This is a genomic window from Nocardia sp. PE-7, assembly GCF_030486425.1.
GTDB classification, from domain to species: Bacteria; Actinomycetota; Actinomycetes; order Mycobacteriales; family Mycobacteriaceae; genus Nocardia; species Nocardia salmonicida_A.
The window spans coordinates 5450469-5470035 of record NZ_CP129614.1 but is presented as its reverse complement, the minus strand read 5'-3'; the positions used below and the strand labels follow the sequence as shown (position 1 = coordinate 5470035).

Annotated in this window: 19 protein-coding genes; 7 read left to right on the top strand and 12 right to left on the bottom strand. The window is 68.3% G+C overall.

All coding sequences use genetic code 11. From position 1 onward, the window contains the following. The first annotated feature begins 56 nt into the window (after nt 1-56). Nucleotides 57-1385 carry a cytochrome P450 gene (locus QX204_RS25720; protein ID WP_301908113.1) on the top strand — a complete coding sequence of 443 codons (1329 nt, stop codon included), beginning with the start codon at nt 57-59 and terminating at the stop codon, nt 1383-1385. Between the two features lie 20 nt (nt 1386-1405). On the opposite strand, the gene QX204_RS25715 is transcribed toward QX204_RS25720, so the two are convergent. Then, entirely contained in the window at nt 1406-2104 is a 699-nt protein-coding gene (locus QX204_RS25715; protein WP_301902956.1) for a response regulator, read from the bottom strand. Then, nucleotides 2101-3654, bottom strand: coding sequence for an ATP-binding protein (locus tag QX204_RS25710; RefSeq protein WP_301902954.1), 1554 nt, complete (start codon nt 3652-3654; stop codon nt 2101-2103). The genes QX204_RS25715 and QX204_RS25710 overlap by 4 nt, the downstream gene beginning before the upstream one ends. 98 nt (nt 3655-3752) lie before the next feature. Here QX204_RS25710 and QX204_RS25705 point away from each other — a divergent pair, with 98 nt between their 5' ends. Continuing rightward, nucleotides 3753-5117 carry a cation:dicarboxylate symporter family transporter gene (locus QX204_RS25705; RefSeq protein WP_301902952.1) on the top strand — a complete coding sequence of 455 codons (1365 nt, stop codon included), beginning with the start codon at nt 3753-3755 and terminating at the stop codon, nt 5115-5117. Nucleotides 5118-5192: 75 nt separating this feature from the next. Here the strand turns inward: QX204_RS25705 and QX204_RS25700 are convergent, their stop codons facing one another. Beyond that, nucleotides 5193-5411 (bottom strand): DUF4287 domain-containing protein, encoded by a 219-nt coding sequence (locus QX204_RS25700; RefSeq protein ID WP_301902951.1) that lies wholly within the window; start codon nt 5409-5411, stop codon nt 5193-5195. Nucleotides 5412-5484: 73 nt separating this feature from the next. Beyond that, a complete protein-coding gene (locus QX204_RS25695; RefSeq protein ID WP_301902950.1) occupies nt 5485-5901 on the bottom strand; it encodes a DUF4267 domain-containing protein in 417 nt (138 codons plus the stop codon). A gap of 109 nt (nt 5902-6010) precedes the next feature. On the opposite strand from QX204_RS25695, the gene QX204_RS25690 reads away from it, so the two are divergent. After that, on the top strand, nt 6011-6598 hold the full coding sequence (locus QX204_RS25690) for a TetR/AcrR family transcriptional regulator (protein ID WP_301902949.1): 588 nt from the start codon (nt 6011-6013) through the stop codon (nt 6596-6598). A gap of 196 nt (nt 6599-6794) precedes the next feature. Then, nucleotides 6795-8264, top strand: a complete 1470-nt coding sequence (locus QX204_RS25685; protein WP_301902948.1) for a phytoene desaturase family protein — start codon at nt 6795-6797, stop codon at nt 8262-8264. A gap of 4 nt (nt 8265-8268) precedes the next feature. Here the strand turns inward: QX204_RS25685 and QX204_RS25680 are convergent, their stop codons facing one another. From QX204_RS25680 to QX204_RS25645, 8 genes are all read right to left on the bottom strand, one after another. Further along, entirely contained in the window at nt 8269-9219 is a 951-nt protein-coding gene (locus QX204_RS25680; RefSeq protein ID WP_301902946.1) for a cation diffusion facilitator family transporter, read from the bottom strand. Between the two features lie 170 nt (nt 9220-9389). Next, nucleotides 9390-10304 (bottom strand): cation diffusion facilitator family transporter, encoded by a 915-nt coding sequence (locus QX204_RS25675; RefSeq protein ID WP_301902945.1) that lies wholly within the window; start codon nt 10302-10304, stop codon nt 9390-9392. Nucleotides 10305-10419: 115 nt separating this feature from the next. Further along, the gene (manA, locus tag QX204_RS25670) at nt 10420-11640 is read right to left on the bottom strand and encodes a mannose-6-phosphate isomerase, class I (RefSeq protein WP_301902944.1); all 1221 of its coding nucleotides are present in this window, start codon (nt 11638-11640) and stop codon (nt 10420-10422) included. Further along, nucleotides 11640-12860 carry a tobH protein gene (locus QX204_RS25665; protein ID WP_301902943.1) on the bottom strand — a complete coding sequence of 407 codons (1221 nt, stop codon included), beginning with the start codon at nt 12858-12860 and terminating at the stop codon, nt 11640-11642. Before QX204_RS25665 ends, manA begins: the two co-directional genes overlap by 1 nt. A 136-nt stretch (nt 12861-12996) precedes the next feature. Next, the gene (locus QX204_RS25660) at nt 12997-14376 is read right to left on the bottom strand and encodes a phosphomannomutase/phosphoglucomutase (protein WP_301902941.1); all 1380 of its coding nucleotides are present in this window, start codon (nt 14374-14376) and stop codon (nt 12997-12999) included. 52 nt (nt 14377-14428) lie between these two features. Next, nucleotides 14429-14815: a DUF3499 domain-containing protein gene (locus QX204_RS25655; RefSeq protein WP_301902940.1), complete on the bottom strand. Its 387-nt coding sequence runs from the start codon at nt 14813-14815 to the stop codon at nt 14429-14431. A gap of 254 nt (nt 14816-15069) precedes the next feature. Beyond that, nucleotides 15070-15552: a metallopeptidase family protein gene (locus QX204_RS25650; RefSeq protein WP_194826429.1), complete on the bottom strand. Its 483-nt coding sequence runs from the start codon at nt 15550-15552 to the stop codon at nt 15070-15072. Nucleotides 15553-15676: 124 nt separating this feature from the next. After that, nucleotides 15677-15910: a WhiB family transcriptional regulator gene (locus QX204_RS25645; RefSeq protein ID WP_133733920.1), complete on the bottom strand. Its 234-nt coding sequence runs from the start codon at nt 15908-15910 to the stop codon at nt 15677-15679. A gap of 562 nt (nt 15911-16472) precedes the next feature. Here QX204_RS25645 and cofD point away from each other — a divergent pair. The 3 genes from cofD to QX204_RS25630 are packed head-to-tail and all read left to right on the top strand — an operon-like array spanning nt 16473 to nt 19406. Then, on the top strand, nt 16473-17459 hold the full coding sequence (gene cofD, locus QX204_RS25640; RefSeq protein WP_301902939.1) for a 2-phospho-L-lactate transferase: 987 nt from the start codon (nt 16473-16475) through the stop codon (nt 17457-17459). Beyond that, complete coding sequence (locus tag QX204_RS25635; RefSeq protein ID WP_301902938.1) at nt 17456-18850, top strand: coenzyme F420-0:L-glutamate ligase; 1395 nt, start codon at nt 17456-17458, stop codon at nt 18848-18850. Before cofD ends, QX204_RS25635 begins: the two co-directional genes overlap by 4 nt. 28 nt (nt 18851-18878) lie before the next feature. Continuing rightward, a complete protein-coding gene (locus QX204_RS25630) occupies nt 18879-19406 on the top strand; it encodes an NUDIX hydrolase (RefSeq protein ID WP_301902937.1) in 528 nt (175 codons plus the stop codon). Nucleotides 19407-19567 lie beyond the last annotated feature (161 nt).

Here is a 19567-nt window from a genome sequence, read left to right as displayed (position 1 = left end):
GTCACATCCCGTCCGTACTGTGGAAGCAAGACTTCGGCAGAGTGGCAGGGGTGGCGATGATTGCGAAATACTGGGTTCGATGGTCGGCCGAGCACGGCGCGCCGAGAGCGATTCTGCACTGGCAGGCCCGCCGCGGCGATCCGTTCGCGATCTTGCTCAGCGGTCGGCGGGGTCTGCACGACCCCTATCCGCTGATCGATGAGCTGCGCGGGTCCGGCGGAGTGCTCAGGACGCCGTTGTCTCTCGCCGCGTTCGACCACAAGCCGGTCCGAGCGATCCTGCGCGACCCCAGGTTCGGGGTGCGGCCCGCCCTCGGCAACGACCTGCCCACCCCGTGGCGCAAGCTCGCCGAACGGGTCACGGTGCCGCCCAATCCGGTCGAGCCGCCGTCGATGCTGGTCATCGATCCGCCCGAGCACACGCGCATGCGCAAGCCGGTGGCCTCGGCGTTCACCCCGCGCGCCGTCGCCAGGCTGCGCGATCGCGTGGAGGTGGTCACGGCCGAACTGCTCGACGCGATGCCGGCGAACGGCTCGGTCGACCTGATCACCGATTTCGCCGCCAAAGTGCCGATCGCGATCATCGCCGAGATGCTCGGCTTCCCACCCCCGGACCGGGACAGGTTCCTCGAATGGGGCGATAAGGTCACGCCGCTGCTCGACATCGGCACGTCGTGGCGGACCTACCGTGCCGCGGTGAGCGCGATCGAGGACATGGACGAATACCTCGCCGACCACATCGCCACGCTGCGCCGCGCGCCGGGTGAGGACATCCTGTCCACCCTGGTCCGTTCGGGCGATTTGAGTCTGGCCGAACTACAGGCGGGCGCGAGTCTGCTGATGGGCGCGGGTTTCGAGACGACGGTCAACCTGATCGGCAACGCGGTGGCCGCGCTGTCGGCCCATCCCGATCAGCTCGCGCTCGCGCAGGACGATCCCGATCGCTGGCCCGATGTGGTGGAGGAGACGCTGCGCTTCGATCCGCCGGTCCAGACCACCGCGCGCCAGGCGCTGGAGGACGTCGAGGTCGAGGGCGACCTGGTGCGGGCCGAGACGACGGTCATTTTGTCGCTGGCCGGGGCCAACCGCGACCCGGCGGTCTTCCCCGACCCGCACCGCTTCGACATCGACCGCCCCAATCTCCGGGAGCACGTGGCCTTCAGCAGCGGGATCCACGCCTGCCTCGGCGCGAGCCTGGCCAGGATGGAAGCGGTGCACGCCCTGCGCGCGCTCTACACCCGCTACCCGAACCTGCGACTACGCGGCGAGCCGGTGCGCCGAAACCTGTTCACGCTGCACGGTTTCGAACACATGCCGGTCGACCTCGGCCCGGTGGCGCGAACCTCGGCGCCGGATGACCTGGCGGGTGCGTCCCGTCCGGCCTGAGTCCGGTGCGTGCGAGTCGGTTACGTGCTCGTGCGCCAGCGGTAGCGGGTCTTCGGGCGACCGGCCCGGCCGTAATCGGCACGGCGTTCGGCCAATCCGTCGTCGGCGAGCTTCTCCAGGTACCGCCACGCCGTGATCCGCGAAACACCGACGGCCGCGGCGGCATCGGTGGCCGTGATGCCCGATTCGACCGAGCGCACCGCCCGCGACACCTCCTCCAGGGTGTGCTGCACAACGCCTTTCGGCGCACCGGCCTTCTGGTCGGCGGTGCGCAGCGCACCGAGCGCGCGGTCGATGTCGTACTGCGACAGCGCCGCCTCGCCCGCGGGCAGCGCGGTGTCGAAACCGCGGTAGCGTTCCAGCTTCTCCCGGAACGCGGCGAAGGTGAACGGCTTGAGCAGGTACAACACCACACCGTGCGCCACCGCGCTGCGCACCATGTTCAGCTCGCGCGCCGAGGTGATCGCGATGACATCGGGGCGCGGCTGCAGTCCGTTGAGCGCGGCGGCCACATCGAGCCCGCTGATATCGGGCAGCCCGATGTCCATCAGCACCAGGTGGAACGGATTGCCCTCGGCGATCGCGTCGGCCGCCACCCGCAGTGCGTCGCGTCCGGTGTGGACGACACCGCCGGTGACGAAACCGTCGAGCCGTTCGAGATAGGCCCGATGTGCCTGGGCGATCAACGGCTCGTCCTCGACGATCAGCACGCGGATCATGGTGTCTCCTTCAGCGGAATGCGAACGATGACCGCGCTGTGTGGTGCGGCCGTGGTGGTGATGGTGCCGCGATGTCGGTCGACGAGGCGGTGCACCAGAGCGAGGCCGAGGCCCGCGTGGTCGGATTTCGTGGTGTAGCCGCGTTCGGCGGCTCGGGAGAACATCTGTGCCGACATCCCCGGTCCGCTGTCGGACACCTGGACCCACAGCGCGCCGTCACGATGACACACCGACACCTCGACGCGCTTGTCGACGGTCCCCGCCGCCGCGTCGATCGCGTTGTCGATCAGGTTGCCGACCAGGGTGACGGTCTCGTGTGCCGACAGCGGATCGGTGGAATCCAGCGCGGTGTCCTCGCTGATGGCCAGGCCCACCCCGCGTTCGGCGGCCTGGTCGACCTTGCCGAGCAACAGCGCGGCCAGTGCCGCGTCGCCGACGGCGGCCAGCAGCCGGTCGATCAGCACCTGCGAGAGCTGCAATTCCGCGGTCGCGAAGGTCACCGCTTCGTCCGGGCGGCCCAGCTCGACCATAGTGACCACGGTGTGCAGCCGGTTGGCCGCCTCGTGCGCCTGGGCGCGCAGCGATTCGGCGAAGCCGCGCACCGAGTCGAGTTCGCCGAGCACCGCGCGCAATTCGGTCTGATCGCGGATGGTGAGCACGGTGCCGATCTCGCGGCCATCCCAACTGACCAGGTCCTGATTGACCAGCAGGATGCGGTCGGTGGTCACGTGCGTCTCGTCGCGCACCACGCCCCCGCTCATCTGTTGCAGCGAGACGGGCAGGTCGGTCCGGAACACCGGACCGTCGGGCAGGTCGAGCAGGGTGCGGGCCTGATCGTTGACCACCTCCGCGGCCTCGCCCGGGGCGCCGAACACCACCAGTCCCTCGTGCACGGAGTGCAGCACCGCGTCGTGGTGTTCGTAGAGCGCGCGCAGTTCGTCGGGAGCCAGACCGTGGGTCTGGCGGCGCAGCCTGCGGCTGATCAGGAACGACGACAGGGCGGCCAGCCCGAGCCCCACCGCGGCCACCCCGAGGATCAGGGGTAGCTGGGAGGCCACCTGGGTGCTGATCTTGGCCCGGGTGACCCCGGCCGAGACCAGCGCCACCACCCGGCCGTTGTCGTAGACCGGGGTGACCGCGCGGATCGAGGGGCCGAGGGTGCCGGTGAACGTCTCGGTCAGGGTCTGGCCCGCCAGCGCGCCATCGATGCTGCCGACGAACGGCTTGCCGATCAGGTCGGGGTTGGTGTGGGTGTAGCGGGTGCGGTCGGTCGCCATCACGACGATGAAGTCCATGCCGGTGGCCGCTCTGATCCGCTCGGTGGTCGGCTGCAGCAGCCCGCTCGGGTAGGGCGAGTTCACCGCGGCCAAGGTCGACGGCGACCGCGCCACCGTCACCGCCACGTCTCTGACCTGCATTTCCGCGGCCAGATCATGATCGCGCCTGGCATCGAGCACGGCCAGGATCGTGCCGACGGCGATCAGCAGCGCCAACACCACCAGCTGCCATACGAAGGCCTGTCCCGCGAGCGACAGTCGTCCTCGTCGCACCTCTTGCCTCCGACCTGAATTTCTCGAACGTTATGCATCGATATGAAACTTATGGACCAAAGTGACGGCCGTCACAATAGTTGCTCATGCTCGTCGACATGAGCTCAACCACCGGACAACGGAAACGCGACCATACCCATTGGCTCTACATCGCGGTGATCGTCGCCGTCGTGGCCGGCGTCATTGTCGGCCGGGTGGCCCCGGAATTCGGTCAGTCACTGGCGCCGCTCGGCACCGTGTTCGTGAACCTGATCAAGATGATGATCGCACCGGTCATCTTCTGCACGATCGTGCTGGGCATCGGTTCGGTGCGCGCGGCCGCCACCGTGGGCAAGGTCGGTGGCCTGGCCATCGGCTATTTTCTGGTGATGTCGACGGTCGCGCTCGGCATCGGGCTCGTCGTCGGAAACCTCATCGATCCGGGTGAGGGCCTCGATGTCGGCGCCTCGGGAGCGGGTGCGAAATACGCCGATCAGGCGCACAGCGCGGGCGGCACGTGGGACTTCATCCAGAACATCGTGCCGACCACGCTCGTGTCGTCGCTGACGGCGGGCAGCGTGCTGCAGGCCCTGTTCGTCGCGTTGCTGGTCGGGTTCGCCGTGCAGGCGATGGGCGATGCGGGCGCACCGATCCTGCGCGCGGTTGCGCTGGGTCAGAAGCTGGTGTTCCGCATCCTGTCGATGATCCTGTGGCTGGCTCCGATCGGCGCTTTCGGCGCGATCGCGAACGTGGTCGGGCGCACCGGCTGGTCGGCGGTGGTGCAGTTGGCGACGCTGATGATCGCGTTCTATCTGACGTGTCTGGTGTTCGTGTTCGGTGTGCTCGGCGTACTCCTGCGGATGGTCTCGGGCGTCTCGATCCTGAAGCTGTGCCGGTACCTGTCGCGTGAGTACCTGCTGATCTTGGCGACCTCGTCGTCGGAATCGGCGCTGCCGCGACTGATCGCGAAGCTGGAACACGCGGGTGTGGAGCGCACCACCGTGGGTGTCGTTGTGCCGACCGGGTATTCGTTCAACCTCGACGGCACCGCCATCTATCTCACGATGGCCTCGATCTTCATCGCCGACGCCATGGGCAAGCCGCTCGCGCTCGGTGAACAGATCGGCCTGCTGCTGTTCATGATCATCGCGTCCAAGGGCGCCGCGGGCGTCACCGGCGCTGGTCTGGCCACCCTCGCCGGCGGCCTGCAGAGCCATCGTCCCGACCTGCTCGACGGCGTCGGCCTGATCGTCGGCATCGACCGCTTCATGTCGGAAGCCCGTGCGCTGACCAATTTCTCGGGCAACGCGGTGGCCACGCTGCTCATCGGAACCTGGACCAAGACCGTCGACGCCGACCGGACCCGCCGCGTGCTCGACCGTGAACTGCCGTTCGACGAGGAGGCGATGGTCGACGACCACGAGGTGGATCAGCCCGTCGAACTCACGAAACCTGTTCCAGCGCAGCCGGTCGAGGTGTCCTGAGACGGTCGTAGGCCCCGCGACGAGGAATCGCGGGGCCTACGGGCGGAGCAGCTGGACCGTCTGCCGTTTCGGGGGTCAGATCCTGGACCACTTGCCGGGGTTGAGGTGGAACTGCACCAGGGCGTTGGCGTGGCCGTGGCCGAGACCGTGCTCGGACTTCAGCCAGGTGACCAGGGCCGTGTGCCCGGTCGGCTCGGCCGCGTCGAGCAGGGCGAACCACTCGTCGACGGTGCGCCCGTACTTGGTCTCGATGGTGGGGAAGTACGACGCGGGGCCGTGCGGCGCGTTCGCCATGGTGATTCCTCCTCGATGGGTGTTCGTTATCGGTGAAGACGGTGCGGTGGGGCGGAATTCATCGCTGGTGTGGTCAGGCCGCGACGAGTGGGCGCTCCGTCGCGCTCACGCGGCTTTCGCGGATCAGCAGCATGCCGGCGAGCGCGACGAGTACGGCAGTGAAGCCGTGGACGCCCAGCGCGGTGGCAGTGGAGCCGTGCCAGCTCAGAACCGTGGCCATGTCCCCGAACGGCGTGAGCGAGGTGGCCAGCATGGCGACGCCGAGCGCGAAGCGCTGCCTGGTGGCCAGCAGGCCGAGGATCACCAGACCGCTCACCACGTCGCGGACGCCCTTGAGGTTCAGGAAGGCCACCGCGTCGCCTTCGGGCACGGCGGGGAGACCGAAGCCCGCGGCCGTCGCCTCCGGGGCGATGAGGTAGTTGATGCCGACGTAGATGATGAAGATCCCGCCGAGCAGGGAGAGGGCGGTGGCGATGCGCGAGGTGGTCATGAGGTGCTCCTGAATCTTGTTGCTTGCTCTCAAATCTAGCGGCGCTAGGTGTTGGTAGAACTATAACCAGAGTCGCGCTACCTTGTCTAGCGCTGCTAGAATTTCGAGCATGAGCACCCAACAGCGCAAGGGACGCGAACGCGCCGAACGGCATCAGCGGATCATCGACACCGCGCGCGAGATGGCCGAAGCGGAAGGCTGGGACGCGGTCACCATCCGCAAACTGGCCGACCGCATCGAATACAGCCAGCCCGTGCTCTACAGCCACTTCGCGAACAAGGCGGCCATCGTCGGCGCCGTCGCCCTGCAGGGTTGCGTCGAGCTCGCCGAACAACTGAAGCTGGCCCGTGAGGCGGCGACCACCCATGCGGAGGTGATCGCCAACGTCGCGCGCGCCTACCTCGACTTCGCCACCGACAACCCGGCTCGCTACGACGCCATCTTCCAGCAGAAGACCGACCTGAACTTCGGTCTCGACGCCCCACAACCCCTGCGCGATGCCTTCGCCGGCCTGGAGGCGATGTTCGCCCCCTACTCCGAAGGCGACGACCTGGGCGCGCGCACCGAAGTCGCCTGGGCCTCCCTGCACGGCCTGGCCACCCTCGACCGCAACGGCCGATTGCGCCCCGAACTGCGCGAACGGCGCATCACCCTACTGGTCGACGGAACCAGCGAAGCGGCGGTCGAGCCGAGCTGAGCCGGACCGCGCTGTTCGAAACCGTCTCGCGCCACACCGGTCCGGCGATCCGGCGCGGTGGGTCCCGCTCGGTACGGTGCCGTCGCGGTATCGAACCGGCCGGGTGACCGAGCGCACTGCGACAGGCTCGCCGCTCCGCGTAGGTTGGAGGCAACGACGCAGGTCGGCAGAGCGGCCGAGGGCGAAGGGACGGCGGATGACGGAAGTCGTAGTAGTGGGGTCGGGGCCGAACGGTCTTGCCGCGGCCGTGATCGCCGCACGCGCCGGGTTGTCGGTGCGGGTTCTCGAGGCGCAGGAGCAGGCAGGCGGTGGATCGCGCACCGCCGAGCTCACCCTGCCCGGCTTCCATCACGACATCTGCGCCGGAGCGCATCCGATGGCGTTGGCGTCACCGTTCTTTCGCGCGTTCGATCTCGCCGCGCACGGCGTCGACCTGCTCACCCCGACCGTCTCCTACGCCCACCCGCTCGACGGTGGAGTCGCCGGATTGGCTTGGCGCAACCTCGAATCCACCGTCGCCGACCTCGGGCGCGACGGCCGAGCCTGGCGCGAGCTGTTCGCGCCGCTGGTCGAACACTGGCCCGAGGTGGTCGAGCTGGCCATGTCGGATCTGCGACATCCACCGCTGCGCGTCGGCACGGGCATCAAGTTCGCGACCCGCTTGCTCGAGCAGGCATCGCCGTTGTCCGACAACCGCTTCAGCGATGACGTGGCGCCCGCGATGTTCAGTGGTGTGGCCGCCCACGCCATCACCTCACCGCGCGCTTTCCCCGCGGTCGGCGCCGCATTGCTGCTCGGCACCCTCGCGCACGCGGGCGGCTGGGTGATCCCGCGCGGCGGCAGTCAGGCGATCCCGAATGCGATGATCGCCGAGATCGAAAGCCTCGGTGGAGAGGTGCTCACCGGGCACCGGGTCGACGATTTCGCCGAACTCGCCACCGCCCGCGCGGTGCTGTTCGACACCTCGCCCGCCGAACTCCTCCGCATCGCCGGTGACCGGCTGCCGTCGCGATACCGCAACAGCCTCGGGCGTTTCCGGTACGGCAACGCCGCCTGCAAGGTCGACTTCGCCCTGTCGGGACCGGTGCCGTGGGCCGCGCCGGGCGCCGACCTGGCGGGCACCCTGCACCTGGTCGGCACCAGGGCCGAGGCCATGCACGCCGAATATCAGGTCGCCACCGGCGCTTTCGCCGATCGGCCGTTCGTGCTGGCGATTCAGCCCGGCGTGGTCGATACCACCCGAGCACCCGAGGGACAGCACACCTTCTACACCTATGCCCACGTCCCCCACGGCACCGATCGCGATATCAGCGACCAGGTGATCGACCAGGTCGAACGCTTCGCGCCCGGTTTCCGCGATCTGATCCTCGCCAAACATGTGCGACCGGCGGCTTTCATGCCCGCGCACAACGCGAACTACATCGGCGGCGATATCTCGGCGGGTGCGATGTCCACGCGCCAGACCCTGTTCCGCCCGCTCGCTCGCTGGAACCCCTACTCCACCCCGATTCCGGGCACCTACCTGTGCTCGTCGTCGACCCCGCCGGGGCCCGGCGTGCACGGGATGTCGGGGCTGCACGCGGCACAACACCTGCTGCGCAACCGTTTCGGCATCGTCACCGACCCGCTCGACCTGTTGCGCGGCGCGGAGCCCGCCTACCGGTAACCGCTCAGCTCGGCTTCATCGGTCGGTCGTGGACCTTGTCGGGCTCGAACACATCAGGCTCGAGGTAGACCGTGCACGTGTTCGGCACGGCGGCGTGAATGCGGTCGTCCGCGGCGTCGATGACCTCGGACACCTGCGTGATGTCCAGGCCCGCGTGCAGCGCGATCTTGGCGTTGATCAACAGGTCCTGTGGACCGAGGTACTGGGTCTGCATCCGGATGACGCGCTCGATCCGCGGATCGGCGAGCAGCGCCGACCGAATCGCGGTGTCGTCCTTGGCCGTCGCGCCCTCACCGATCAGCAGGCTCTTGGTCTCCACGATCAGGATCACCGCGTTCACGCCGAGCAGGATGCCGATGAGCAAGGTGCCCACACCGTCCCACACGGTGTTGCCGGTGATCATCGACAGACTCACACCCGCCAGCGCGAACAGCAGGCCGGTAACGGCGCCCGCGTCTTCGAGCAGCACCACCGGCAGTTCGGGATTGCGGGTGGTGCGGATGAAGTGCCACCAGGTGTTCTTGCCCTTCAGCGGCGCCGACTGCTTGCGGGCGGTGAGGAAACTGGCGCTCTCCAGCACCATCGACACACCGAGGATGCCGATCGCGACCCAGGGCGACTCGATCTCCTCGGGGAACCGGATCTTGTGGATCGCTTCGTTGATCGCGAACAAGCAACCCATCGTGAACAGCACCAGCGCCACGACGAACGAATAGAAGTACCGATTGCGCGAATACCCGAACGGATGCAGCGTGTCCGGCGGCTGGTCGGCTCGGTTCTGCCCGACCAGCAGCAGCGCCTCGTTGCCGGTGTCGGCCACCGAGTGCACCGCCTCGGCCAGCATCGACGACGATCCGGTGATGAACGCGCCGATGAACTTCGCGACCATGATGCCGGCGTTCGCCCCGAGCGCCGCGAGGATCGCGACCTTGCTCTCTCCACCTTGCTCGGCCATAGACGAACGCTACAACGGTCGCCGACCCACACCTCGACCCCGCACCGTGTCGTCGGGCCAGGCGTTCTCGGCGCGCCTGGCGCCTCTGGACTGAGTGGAGGGCGCGACGAAGGAGTGCCCGGAGGGAGGGAAGAGGCGGAGTCAAGCGCCGAGAACCGCGGCGCCAGCCGCTATTTCACCCGGTAGAGGTCGGGTTCCAGGTAGATCAGGCGGGCGGTAGGTACTGCCGCGCGCACGCGCGTTTCGGCCGCGTCGATCGCCTCGGCGACACCGGCGACGTCCAGGTTCGGGGCGAGCGCCACCTTGGCCGCGACCAGCATTTCCTCCGGGCCCAGGTACTGGGTCTTGAGGTGGATCACCGAGGTGATCTTGGCGCCGTCGACCAGGTTCTCGCGGATGGCCACACCCTGTTCGGGGGTGGCGCCTTCACCGATGAGCAGGCTCTTCATCTCGACGATCAGCACGATCGCGATGACGCCGAGCAGGACACCGATGGCCAGGGTGCCGATGCCGTCGTAGATCGGGTCGTCGGTGACCATGGTCAGGCCGACGCCGCCGAGCGCGAGTACCAGACCGATCAGTGCGCCGGTGTCCTCGAGCAACACCACCGGCAGCTCGGGGCTGCGCGAGTTGCGGATGAACCGCCACCAGCTCGCATCGCCCTTGAGCGGCCTGGATTCGCGCACCGCGGTGAGGAAGCTGAAAGTCTCGAGGCCGATCGCGATCACGAGGATGATCACCGCGACGATCGGCTGACTCAGCTCCTCGGGATGTTGGACCTTGTGGATACCTTCGTAGACCGCGTACACCGAGCCGAGGGTGAACAGCACCAGCGCCACGACGAACGAGTAGAAGTAGCGGTTACGGCCGTACCCGAACGGGTGCAGTTCGTCGGCGTCCTTGGCGGCGGCGCGCTGCCCGAACAGCAGCAGACCCTGATTCGAGGTGTCGGCGACCGAGTGCACACCCTCCGCCATCATCGACGCCGACCCCGTGATGAACGCGCCGACGAACTTCGCCACCGCGATCCCCGCGTTGGCTACCAACGCCGCGACGATCGCCTTCTTGCCACCACCAGCCGACATGCCGGCCCGCCCTTCTGTTCACTGAACACGACTCGCCACAGCCTAATGGGACACCGACGCGGAGCGGTCATTGTCCTGCGCGGGAGCCGAGGCGGGGGTTCGCCTACGGCACAGATCAGTTGCCGTCGCCGACGCAGGCGCTGAACAGCTGCGCGGGCCCGCGCAACGCGCGCGCCTTGATGTCGGTGTCGGCGGCGGAGATCCAGGCCGCGCTGCCACGTTCGACGATGAGGGTGCGTCCGTTCTCGGAGAGCTCGAGCGTGCCCGCGGTGCACAGCACGATGCCCGGCCCGACGTCGGCGAGCACCACCGGCTCGTCCTCGGCGCCGAGATCGAAGCGGCACAGGGCGAATTCCGGTGCGGGCGTGGGGTACCGGATGCCGCCGTCGTCGCCGGGTGCGGGTTCGATCACCGGCAGGTCGATCGGCTCGAAGTCGAGCACCCGCAGGAGTTCGGGCACGTCGACGTGCTTGGGGGTGAGCCCGCCGCGCAGCACGTTGTCGGAGTTGGCCATGATCTCCACCCCGACCCCACGCAGGTAGGCGTGCAGATTGCCGGCCGCGAGGAACAGCGCCTGGCCCGGTTCCAGGGTCAGCCGGTTGAGCAGCAGCGCGGCGAGGACACCCGCGTCGCCGGGGTAGACCTCGGCCAGTTCGAGCGCGGTGCGCACCTCGGCGGTGAACGCCCGCGCGCCCTTGCTGGACAGGTAGTGCACACAGCCCTCCAGCACCGTGGGCAGCAGCTTCGACAGCGCGGCGGGCGGCAGCGTGATCCAGGTGGTGAACAGGGTGCGCAGGCCGGCCGAATCGGGCTGGGCGGCAAGTAGTTCGGCATAGATATTGAGGCCGGGCACGTCGAGCGCTCGTAACAATTCGACGGTGCGGAGCGGGTCGCGGAACCCGGCCAGCGCCTCGAAACGCTCCAGCGCGACAACGAGTTCGGGCTTGTGGCTGTCGTCGCGGTAGTTGCGCAACGGCGAATCGAGCGCGACGCCGGTGCGGTTCTCCCGTTCGAATCCGGCTCGCGCCTGCGCCGAACTCGGGTGCGCCTGCAGCGACAGCGGTTCCTCGGCGGCGAGGATTTTCAGCAGGAACGGCAGGCGGGCGCCGAAAGTATCGGCCACCGCGCCCAATTCGCCCGCGGGGTCGGCGGTGAGTACCTCGACCAGCGAGCGTTTGCCCGATTCCGTCTGCACGTGGGCGGGATCGGCCGGGTGCGCGCCGAACCAGAGTTCGGCTTCGGGATGGGCCGAAGGCACCGGCCGTCCGCACAGCTGAGCGAGCGCGGTGCGCGACCCCCATGCGTAAGAACGCAGCGCACCAACGAGTTCCTGCACTAGTAGCGTCCCCCGTCGTATCGATCCGGTTCGGGCGCGGCGGCACCGCGTGCGAGGGTCAGCCGAAGATAGGCCGCGGCCATGTCCAGCCGCAGCGCCAGTACCGCGAGCTGCTCGAGTTCGCTGCCGTGTCCGCCCCCTGCGGCGGAGGCGGCAGCGGTGCGCTCGATCGCGGGCGCGGCGGCGGGATCGGCGAGCTGGGATTGCAGCACGTCGACATCGGCATGGATCAGCTCGGCGTCGACCAAGCCACCGCCCGCGCCCTCGAAGACCGCCAGCTTGCGCCGGGCGGCAGCCTGATCGGGATGCACGCTCAAGGCAAGTACTCGCACCCGCTCGACCGGGGCGGGTCCGTCGAGCTCCTCGTCGTGGAACAGCGGATCGAAGCCGGGTGCGGTGCCGCCGGTTGCCTGGGAGAGACGGCCGACCGAGGCGACCGCATCGGACAGATCAGCGGCGGAGACGAGCCTGCCCGCCGATTGCAGCAGCACCTCGGCGCCGTGGCCCGCCAGTTCGACGGCGGCGGGGGAGTCCCCCGCGAGGACTACGCCGACTCCGTGCATGCGGGCGGCGAGAGTTTTGGCCGGATTGCGGAACGCTTCCGTGTGCGGGCCGTCGCGCAGCGCCTCGGCGTCGAGCATGTCGGCCAGCGCGGTGAGATCGGGAGTGGACGGACCGCTGCGCTGGGCGTCGACACCGCGCAACACCGCGATCCCGACGGCGAGGAAACGCAGCAGCCGATTGTGGTCGAGGACAGGCACCCGAGGTTCGAGCACGATCGCGCGACCGGCGGCGACCGCGCGCAACGGACCCTCGTTGGGGGCGGCGATCACCACTTCCGCACTGCGGCGCAGGGCGCGGTCGACGGCGTCGATGAGTCGCGGATCGCCCGCGTCGTCACCGGCCACCAGGACCACATCCAGCGGACCCACCCACGGTGGCAGCGAGGTGACATGCACGATCGGCAGCCCGGCCCGGTCACCGAGCGTGGCGACCAGCAGCCCGGCCGCGCGCGAGGCCCGACCCGAGCCGGCGACCAGCACCAAGCTGCGCGGGCGCAGATCGGAGAGCCGATCGATGAGCGAGGTTTCGGCGACCGCCGCGGCCGTGGCACGCACCTGGGCGCCGCCCGAAGCGGCCGAGCGCAGGGCGCCGGCGGTGTCGGCCGCTGCCAGCGACTCGGCATCGTCGAGGTCGAATACCGGTGTTCCAGCGATCATCGCCGAATCCACCTCCCCTCATCGCGCTGTGTCGTCCGTGACTCCACTATTCCAGCCGGGCACCGGCAATGCTCGTAATCTGCCGTGCCCGAATACCGGGCATGTGATTCCACTGCTACTGGTTTCATCTTCCCAGTCAGGCGCGGACGATGCTCAGGATCTCGGTCACGAGTGCGTTTACATCGTCGCGCGATCCGGCCTCGACATTGAGTCGGAGTAGCGGTTCGGTGTTCGAGGCGCGCAGGTTGAACCAGGCATGGCCGCCCAGATCGACCGTGACACCGTCCATGCGGTCCACCGACTCGGTGCGGTCGGCGAACGCGTCGAGCACCGCGGCGGTGCGCTCGGCGGCGTCGGCGACGGTCGAGTTGATCTCGCCCGAGGCGGCGTACACGTCGTATTCGGCCATCAGGTCCGAGACCGGGCGCGTGCCCTCGCCGAGCGCGGCCAGCACGTGCAGCGCGGCCAGCATGCCCGAGTCGGCACCCCAGAAATCGCGGAAGTAGTAGTGCGCCGAGTGCTCGCCACCGAACACCGCGCCGGTCGAGGCCATCTCCTGCTTGATGAACGAGTGCCCGACCCTGGTGCGCACCGGCTTGCCGCCCAGCTCCTCCACCAGCTCGGGCACCGCGCGCGAGGTGATCAGGTTGTGGATCACGGTGGCGCCCGGCTCCTTGGCCAGCTCACGCTGGGCCACGATGGCCGTGATCGCCGAGGGGGACACCGGCTCGCCGCGTTCGTCGACGACGAAGCAACGGTCGGCGTCGCCGTCGAAGGCGAGGCCGATGTCGGCGCCGCTGGAACGCACCAGCGCCTGCAGATCGACGAGGTTCTTCGGATCGAGCGGGTTGGCCTCGTGGTTGGGGAACGAGCCGTCGAGTTCGAAGTACAGCGGCACGATCGTGATCGGTCCGAGGGTGCCGAGGACGGCGGGCACGGTGTGCCCGCCCATGCCGTTGCCCGCGTCGACCGCGACGGTGAGCGGACGGATCTCGTCGAGGTTCACCAGCTCGCGCAGGTAGTCCGCGTAGTCGGCGAGCAGATCGGTGCTGGTGGCGGTGCCGGGCGTGCCGTCGTAGGCGGGCACACCCTCGATCACCTCGGCGGCGATGGTCGCCAGCCCGGTGTCCTGGCCGACCGGCAGCGCGTTCGCGCGGCACAGCTTGATGCCGTTGTACTTCGCCGGATTGTGGCTGGCGGTGAACATGGCGCCCGGACAGCCGAGCTTGCCCGAGGCGAAGTAGAGCTGGTCGGTGGAGGCGAGACCGATGTGCACCACATCCAGCCCCTGGGCCCGCACGCCCTGCGCGAACGCCTCGGACAACGCGGGGGAGGACTCGCGCATGTCGTGGCCGATCACCACGCGCTGGGCGCCCTCGGCGCGCATGAGGCGGGCGAAGGAAGCGCCGACATCGCCGACGAACGCCTCGTCGATCTGTTCGCCCACCACCCCGCGGACGTCATAAGCCTTGATCACGGCATTCACGAGTTCGCCAGAGCGCGCGAGGGTCGTCATGTGGCTAACCCTAGCGGGCTGCGCCGACTCCTCGGGATCCTGGCCGGACTAGCTACGGATCCGGCAGAACGCGGAGATGGCCGCGGCGGCCGGTCCGCGCGGTGCGCGGGGCCGAGGGGGCGTTGTCGCGGTAGCCCGGCTGGTCGGCTTCGGCGGCGGGGCGGCGGCGTAGGCCGGCTTCGCGGACAGCTTCGGCCAGTGCGGTGAGGTCGTCGTCGTCCGGGTTGCTCGAGGAGAAGCCGCCTTCGTGGCGAACCAGTTCCCAGCCCTTGGGCGCGGTGATGCGGCAGGCGTGCGTTTCGCAGAGATCCCAGGAGTGTGGTTCGGCGACGGTGGCCAGGGGTCCGACGACGGCTGTCGAGTCGGAGTACACATAAGTCAGCGTCGCTACAGCCGGGTTCTTGCAGCCGGGTCGGCAGCAACGACGCATAGGGATCACGACGTCGAGATTAGCCCTCCGCGCACCGAAAGTGGATACGGACACGCCCTAAACGGGCGTAGTCGCGCATGCGTTCGACAGTTTTTCGCGCATGGCCGGAGCGAAGGCGGAGGTACGCCCAGTGGGCGCAGTCGCGTAGCGGTCGACCGGCTTTCGCGCATGGCCGGAGCGAAGGCGGAGGTACGCCCAGTGGGCGCAGTCGCGTAGCGGTCGACCGGCTTTCGCGCATGGCCGGAGCGAAGGCGGAGGTACGCCTACTCGGGTTCGGGATCGATGAGATCTGGGTCCACGCCGAGGTAGGTCGCGATCTGCTGGACGAGGACCTCGCGCAGCAACTCCACCAGATCGTCGGGATCGGCCGCGCGCAATTCCAGCGGCTTGCGGAACAACACCACCCTGGCGCGGGTGGCCGCGCCGTGGCGATCGACGCCGGCGGGGATGAGACGTGACAGCGGGACGGGCCCGTCGGCGACGACCTCGTCCGGCCAGGTGACCGAATCAGGATGCAGCGGACGGATTTTCGGTACATCGTCGACAGCGATATCGAGCTTGGTGAGGCGATCGTGCCAGCGGGTGTCCAGTGGGGCGAACGCCTCGAGCACGAGCCGATCGAATTTCTGGCCCCTGGTGCGCCACGCGGGCACCGTCGGCGGAAGCATGGGGCCTCGGACTCCGCGGCCGCGGCGGGTCACCGAACGAGCGGTGGGTGCCGGAGAATGACGCCGGGAACGTGCCATGGGTCTTTCACCTCTCTCGCCTGCACCGTGAAGATCAACAAGGGCGTTCGCCCGGAGACACCGACGTACTGCGCCTGCGTGGCTCCGGGCCAGGCCTGGAGAGAGTCTACTTTCGAACAGTCACTTAACCGATTCCGCGCTTCAGCCTGCGACGCTCTCGTTCCGAGAGGCCGCCCCAGATGCCGAAGCGTTCGTCATGTGCCAGTGCGTATTCCAGGCACTGGTCACGTACTTCACAGCCCAAGCAGATTCGCTTGGCCTCACGCGTCGAGCCGCCCTTCTCGGGGAAGAACGCCTCGGGGTCGGTCTGAGCGCAGAGGGCACGTTCCTGCCACTGCTCTTCGATCGACTCGAACATTTCGTCGAAGCCCGTGACGACCAGACTCAGCCGGGGAGCCGCGACTTCGCTTACCACGTCCGGTTCCTGCCAGCTCATATCAGCGCAGACAGCGTGAGCTGCGCCTGCTGTGGAATCGGTCGGCGAGACCAGATCTTCGGTCATCGTTCCGCCTCCTCACTATGTGTTAGCGCAGAATGATTCTTTCCGTCGGATCAGATGCAACCCCGACGGCCCAACACCGCGACGTAGTCTCGCGGGCTTCCCCGAGCCTGCCTTCCGGCGAGTCGGAACCTTCTCGCAAACGTGCCCTGCGCTAATTCCTAGCGCAGTAGCCTTTTCAGGCGAGTTGGAACCTTCTCGCAAACGCCCCCGCGCTATGTCTTCTCGCGGTGACCGGAATGACATGTCTGTGATTAGACACGCCGCACTTGCCGGTGGTCAACCCGCCGTCACCCTTCCGTTACACTCCGCACCCGCCTTTCGTGTTGATCTTGTTATGTGCCGTGGCAAATGACCAGCAACTTCGCTGTCATTCGGCGCGGAAGCAACGGGCAACCGCCACTCACTAGGCTGTGACCCTGTGACTGCACAACACGCGGTGCGCGAGCCCAAGATCGCCGTTCTCGTCGGCGGTGTCGGCGGTGCCCGGTTCCTCCAAGGCGTCCGGCAGCTGCTGCCCGAAGCCGACATCTCCGCCATCGTCAACGTCGGCGACGACGTCTGGATGCATGGCCTTCGCATCTGTCCCGACCTCGACACCTGCATGTACACCCTCGGCGGTGGCATCGATACCGAGCGTGGCTGGGGCCATGCCGACGAAACCTGGAACGCGAAAGAGGAGCTGGCGAAATACAACGCTCAGCCCGATTGGTTCGGCCTCGGCGATCGCGATATCGCCACCCATCTCATCCGTACCGAAATGCTGCGCGCCGGATATCCGCTGTCCGCGGTCACCGAAGCGCTGTGTAATCGGTGGCAGCCGGGTGTGAAGCTGATCCCGGCTACCGACGATCGTTGCGAAACTCACGTGGTGGTCAGCGATCCCGACAATGCTGGCGAACGTCGCGCGATCCACTTTCAGGAATGGTGGGTGCGGTACCGCGCGGCCCTTCCGACCCACGGATTTGCCTCGATCGGCGCCGAGCAAGCCACTCCGGCACCCAATGTGACAGAAATCATAGCCGCCGCTGACGCCGTGTTATTGGCCCCGTCGAACCCCGTGGTGAGCATCGGCGCGATCCTCGCCGTGCCCGGGATCAGAGGCGCGTTGCGCACCACCGAGGCCAAGGTGATCGGCCTGTCGCCGGTGATCGACGGAAAACCGTTGCGCGGCATGGCAGATGAGTGCCTCACGGCGATCGGCGTCGAGTCCACCGCCGAGGCGATCGCCCGCCACTACGGCGCCCGCTCGGCCACCGGCATTCTCGACGGATGGCTGGTGCACTCCACCGACTCCGCCGATGTCGCGGGCGTCGAGGTGCGCAGCGTGCCGCTGTTGATGAGCGACCCCGAGGCGACCGCTGAAATGGCGCGCGCCGCACTGGAATTGGCGGGAGTGAAGGCATGAGCGCACAGGAGGCGGCCGACTCGATCCGGCCGGAGAACGGCCCCGCCGAGGTGTTGCCCGACCATGCCGCCGACGAGCTGCGAATCCTTCCGGTGACCGGCCTGCCGGAGTTCCGGCCGGGTGACGACCTCGCCGAACACCTTGCGGCACAAGCGCCCTGGCTCGCCGACGGGGACATCCTCGTGGTCACCAGCAAGATCGTGTCGAAGGCCGAGGGGCGCATCGTCGCCGCACCCCTCGACCCCGAGGAGCGCGACACCGCCCGGCGCAAGCTCGTCGAGGACGAGGCCGTTCGGGTGCTCGCGCGCAAGGGGCGCACCCTCATCACCGAGAACCGGCTCGGCATCGTGCAGGCGGCCTCCGGCGTCGACGGCTCCAATGTGGCCGAGGGCGAATTGGTGCTGCTGCCCGTCGATCCCGACGGCAGCGCGAAAGCCCTGCGCACCGCGCTCGCCCAGCGGCTCGGCGTCGACGTGGCCGTTGTCGTCACCGACACGATGGGCCGGGCCTGGCGCAACGGGCAGATCGACGCGGCCATCGGTTCGGCCGGACTGCGGGTGCTGCACGATTACGACGGCGCTGTCGACAAACAGGGCAACGAACTGCACGTCACGCAGGTGGCCATCGCCGATGAGCTCGCCGCGGCCGCCGACCTGGTCAAAGGCAAGCTCGGCGGTGTTCCGGTGGCGGTGGTGCGCGGGCTGACCACCGACGACGACGGTTCGACCGCGGCGGCGCTGCTGCGCGGCGGCATCGACGACCTGTTCTGGCTCGGCACCGCCGAGGCGCTCGAGCAGGGCCGCAAAGAGGCTGTGCCGCTGCGTCGTTCGGTTCGCGCGTTCGCCGACGAACCCGTTGACCCGGAACGTATCCGCGCCGCCGTCGCGGTCGGACTCACCGCGCCCGCACCGCACCACACCCGCCCGGTGCGCTTCGTCTGGCTGCGCGAGGCGGCCCTGCGGGCGCGGTTGCTCGAGGCCATGACCGAGAAGTGGCGCGCCGACCTCACCGCCGACGGGCTCGCCCCCGAACGCGTGCAGCGTCGAATCGCGCGCGGGCGCATCCTTTTCGACGCGCCGGAGGTGATCATCCCGTTCTGTGTGCCCGATGGTGCCCATGACTATCCCGACGCTCGTCGCCAGGCCGCCGAGCAGACGATGTTCACGGTGGCCGTCGGCGCGGCCGTGCAGGGCCTGCTCGTCGCGTTGGCCGCCGACGGTCTCGGCAGCTGCTGGATCGGCTCGACCATCTTCGCGCCCGAGATCGTCCGCGAGGTCCTCGATCTGGACGAGGACTGGATGCCGTTGGGCGCCATCGCCATCGGGCATCCGCTGGAGGAGCCCGCACCGCGCGTCGTCGGCTCGGCCGGCGCGGGATTGGTGGAACTGTGAACCCGACAGCGATCGCGGAGTCGGCCCGATGAGCGCGGAATCGCTGCACGCCTCGGCGACCGAGTTGCTCACCCGGTGGGAGCCCGGCACCGGCGCGGATCACTCACTGCGCGAAGCGATTCTGGCCTTCCTCGGCTCGGTGCCGCGTGGTTGTCTGCGTGAACACGCCCCCGGCCACATCACCGCGTCTGCCATCGTGTTGTCCCACGATCGTCGCGACATCCTGCTCACCCTGCATCCACGCGTGGGCCGCTGGATTCAGCTCGGCGGTCACTGCGAACCCGATGACAAGACCGTGCAGGACGCCGCGCTGCGGGAGGCGGTGGAGGAATCCGGCATCGCCGACCTGATCCTCACCCCGGGGCTCTACGGCGCGCAGGCGCACCCGATCACCTGCTCGCTCGGAGTGCCGACGCGACATCTCGACCTGCTCTTCGAGCTCGTGGCGCCCCCGGGCGCGGTACCGGTCCGCAGCTCCGAATCGACCGATCTGCGGTGGTGGCCGGTCGACGGGCTACCTGCCGGCGCCGACGTTCTGCTTCGGTCAGAGGGGTGATGTAAAGGCCCCTGAAAAGGTCTCTGACCTGTAACGACGACGGCCGTGCCCAGCTGGGCACGGCCGTCTTTTTCGTGGTCCGACCGGGCCATCTTTACAAATCATGAAATTTGTCTAGACATCCGACATATCCGCACCTATCGTCTGTGACAGAGAGTTAC

Coding starts and splice junctions, on each gene's coding strand:
- QX204_RS25720 (WP_301908113.1), top strand. CDS start 57: ATGATTGCGAAATACTGGGTTCGATGGTCGGCCGAGCACGGCGCGCCG.
- QX204_RS25715 (WP_301902956.1), bottom strand. CDS start 2,104: ATGATCCGCGTGCTGATCGTCGAGGACGAGCCGTTGATCGCCCAGGCA.
- QX204_RS25705 (WP_301902952.1), top strand. CDS start 3,753: ATGAGCTCAACCACCGGACAACGGAAACGCGACCATACCCATTGGCTC.
- QX204_RS25700 (WP_301902951.1), bottom strand. CDS start 5,411: ATGGCGAACGCGCCGCACGGCCCCGCGTCGTACTTCCCCACCATCGAG.
- QX204_RS25695 (WP_301902950.1), bottom strand. CDS start 5,901: ATGACCACCTCGCGCATCGCCACCGCCCTCTCCCTGCTCGGCGGGATC.
- QX204_RS25690 (WP_301902949.1), top strand. CDS start 6,011: ATGAGCACCCAACAGCGCAAGGGACGCGAACGCGCCGAACGGCATCAG.
- QX204_RS25685 (WP_301902948.1), top strand. CDS start 6,795: ATGACGGAAGTCGTAGTAGTGGGGTCGGGGCCGAACGGTCTTGCCGCG.
- QX204_RS25680 (WP_301902946.1), bottom strand. CDS start 9,219: ATGGCCGAGCAAGGTGGAGAGAGCAAGGTCGCGATCCTCGCGGCGCTC.
- QX204_RS25675 (WP_301902945.1), bottom strand. CDS start 10,304: ATGTCGGCTGGTGGTGGCAAGAAGGCGATCGTCGCGGCGTTGGTAGCC.
- QX204_RS25665 (WP_301902943.1), bottom strand. CDS start 12,860: ATGATCGCTGGAACACCGGTATTCGACCTCGACGATGCCGAGTCGCTG.
- QX204_RS25660 (WP_301902941.1), bottom strand. CDS start 14,376: ATGACGACCCTCGCGCGCTCTGGCGAACTCGTGAATGCCGTGATCAAG.
- QX204_RS25650 (WP_194826429.1), bottom strand. CDS start 15,552: ATGGCACGTTCCCGGCGTCATTCTCCGGCACCCACCGCTCGTTCGGTG.
- QX204_RS25645 (WP_133733920.1), bottom strand. CDS start 15,910: ATGTTCGAGTCGATCGAAGAGCAGTGGCAGGAACGTGCCCTCTGCGCT.
- QX204_RS25635 (WP_301902938.1), top strand. CDS start 17,456: ATGAGCGCACAGGAGGCGGCCGACTCGATCCGGCCGGAGAACGGCCCC.
- QX204_RS25630 (WP_301902937.1), top strand. CDS start 18,879: ATGAGCGCGGAATCGCTGCACGCCTCGGCGACCGAGTTGCTCACCCGG.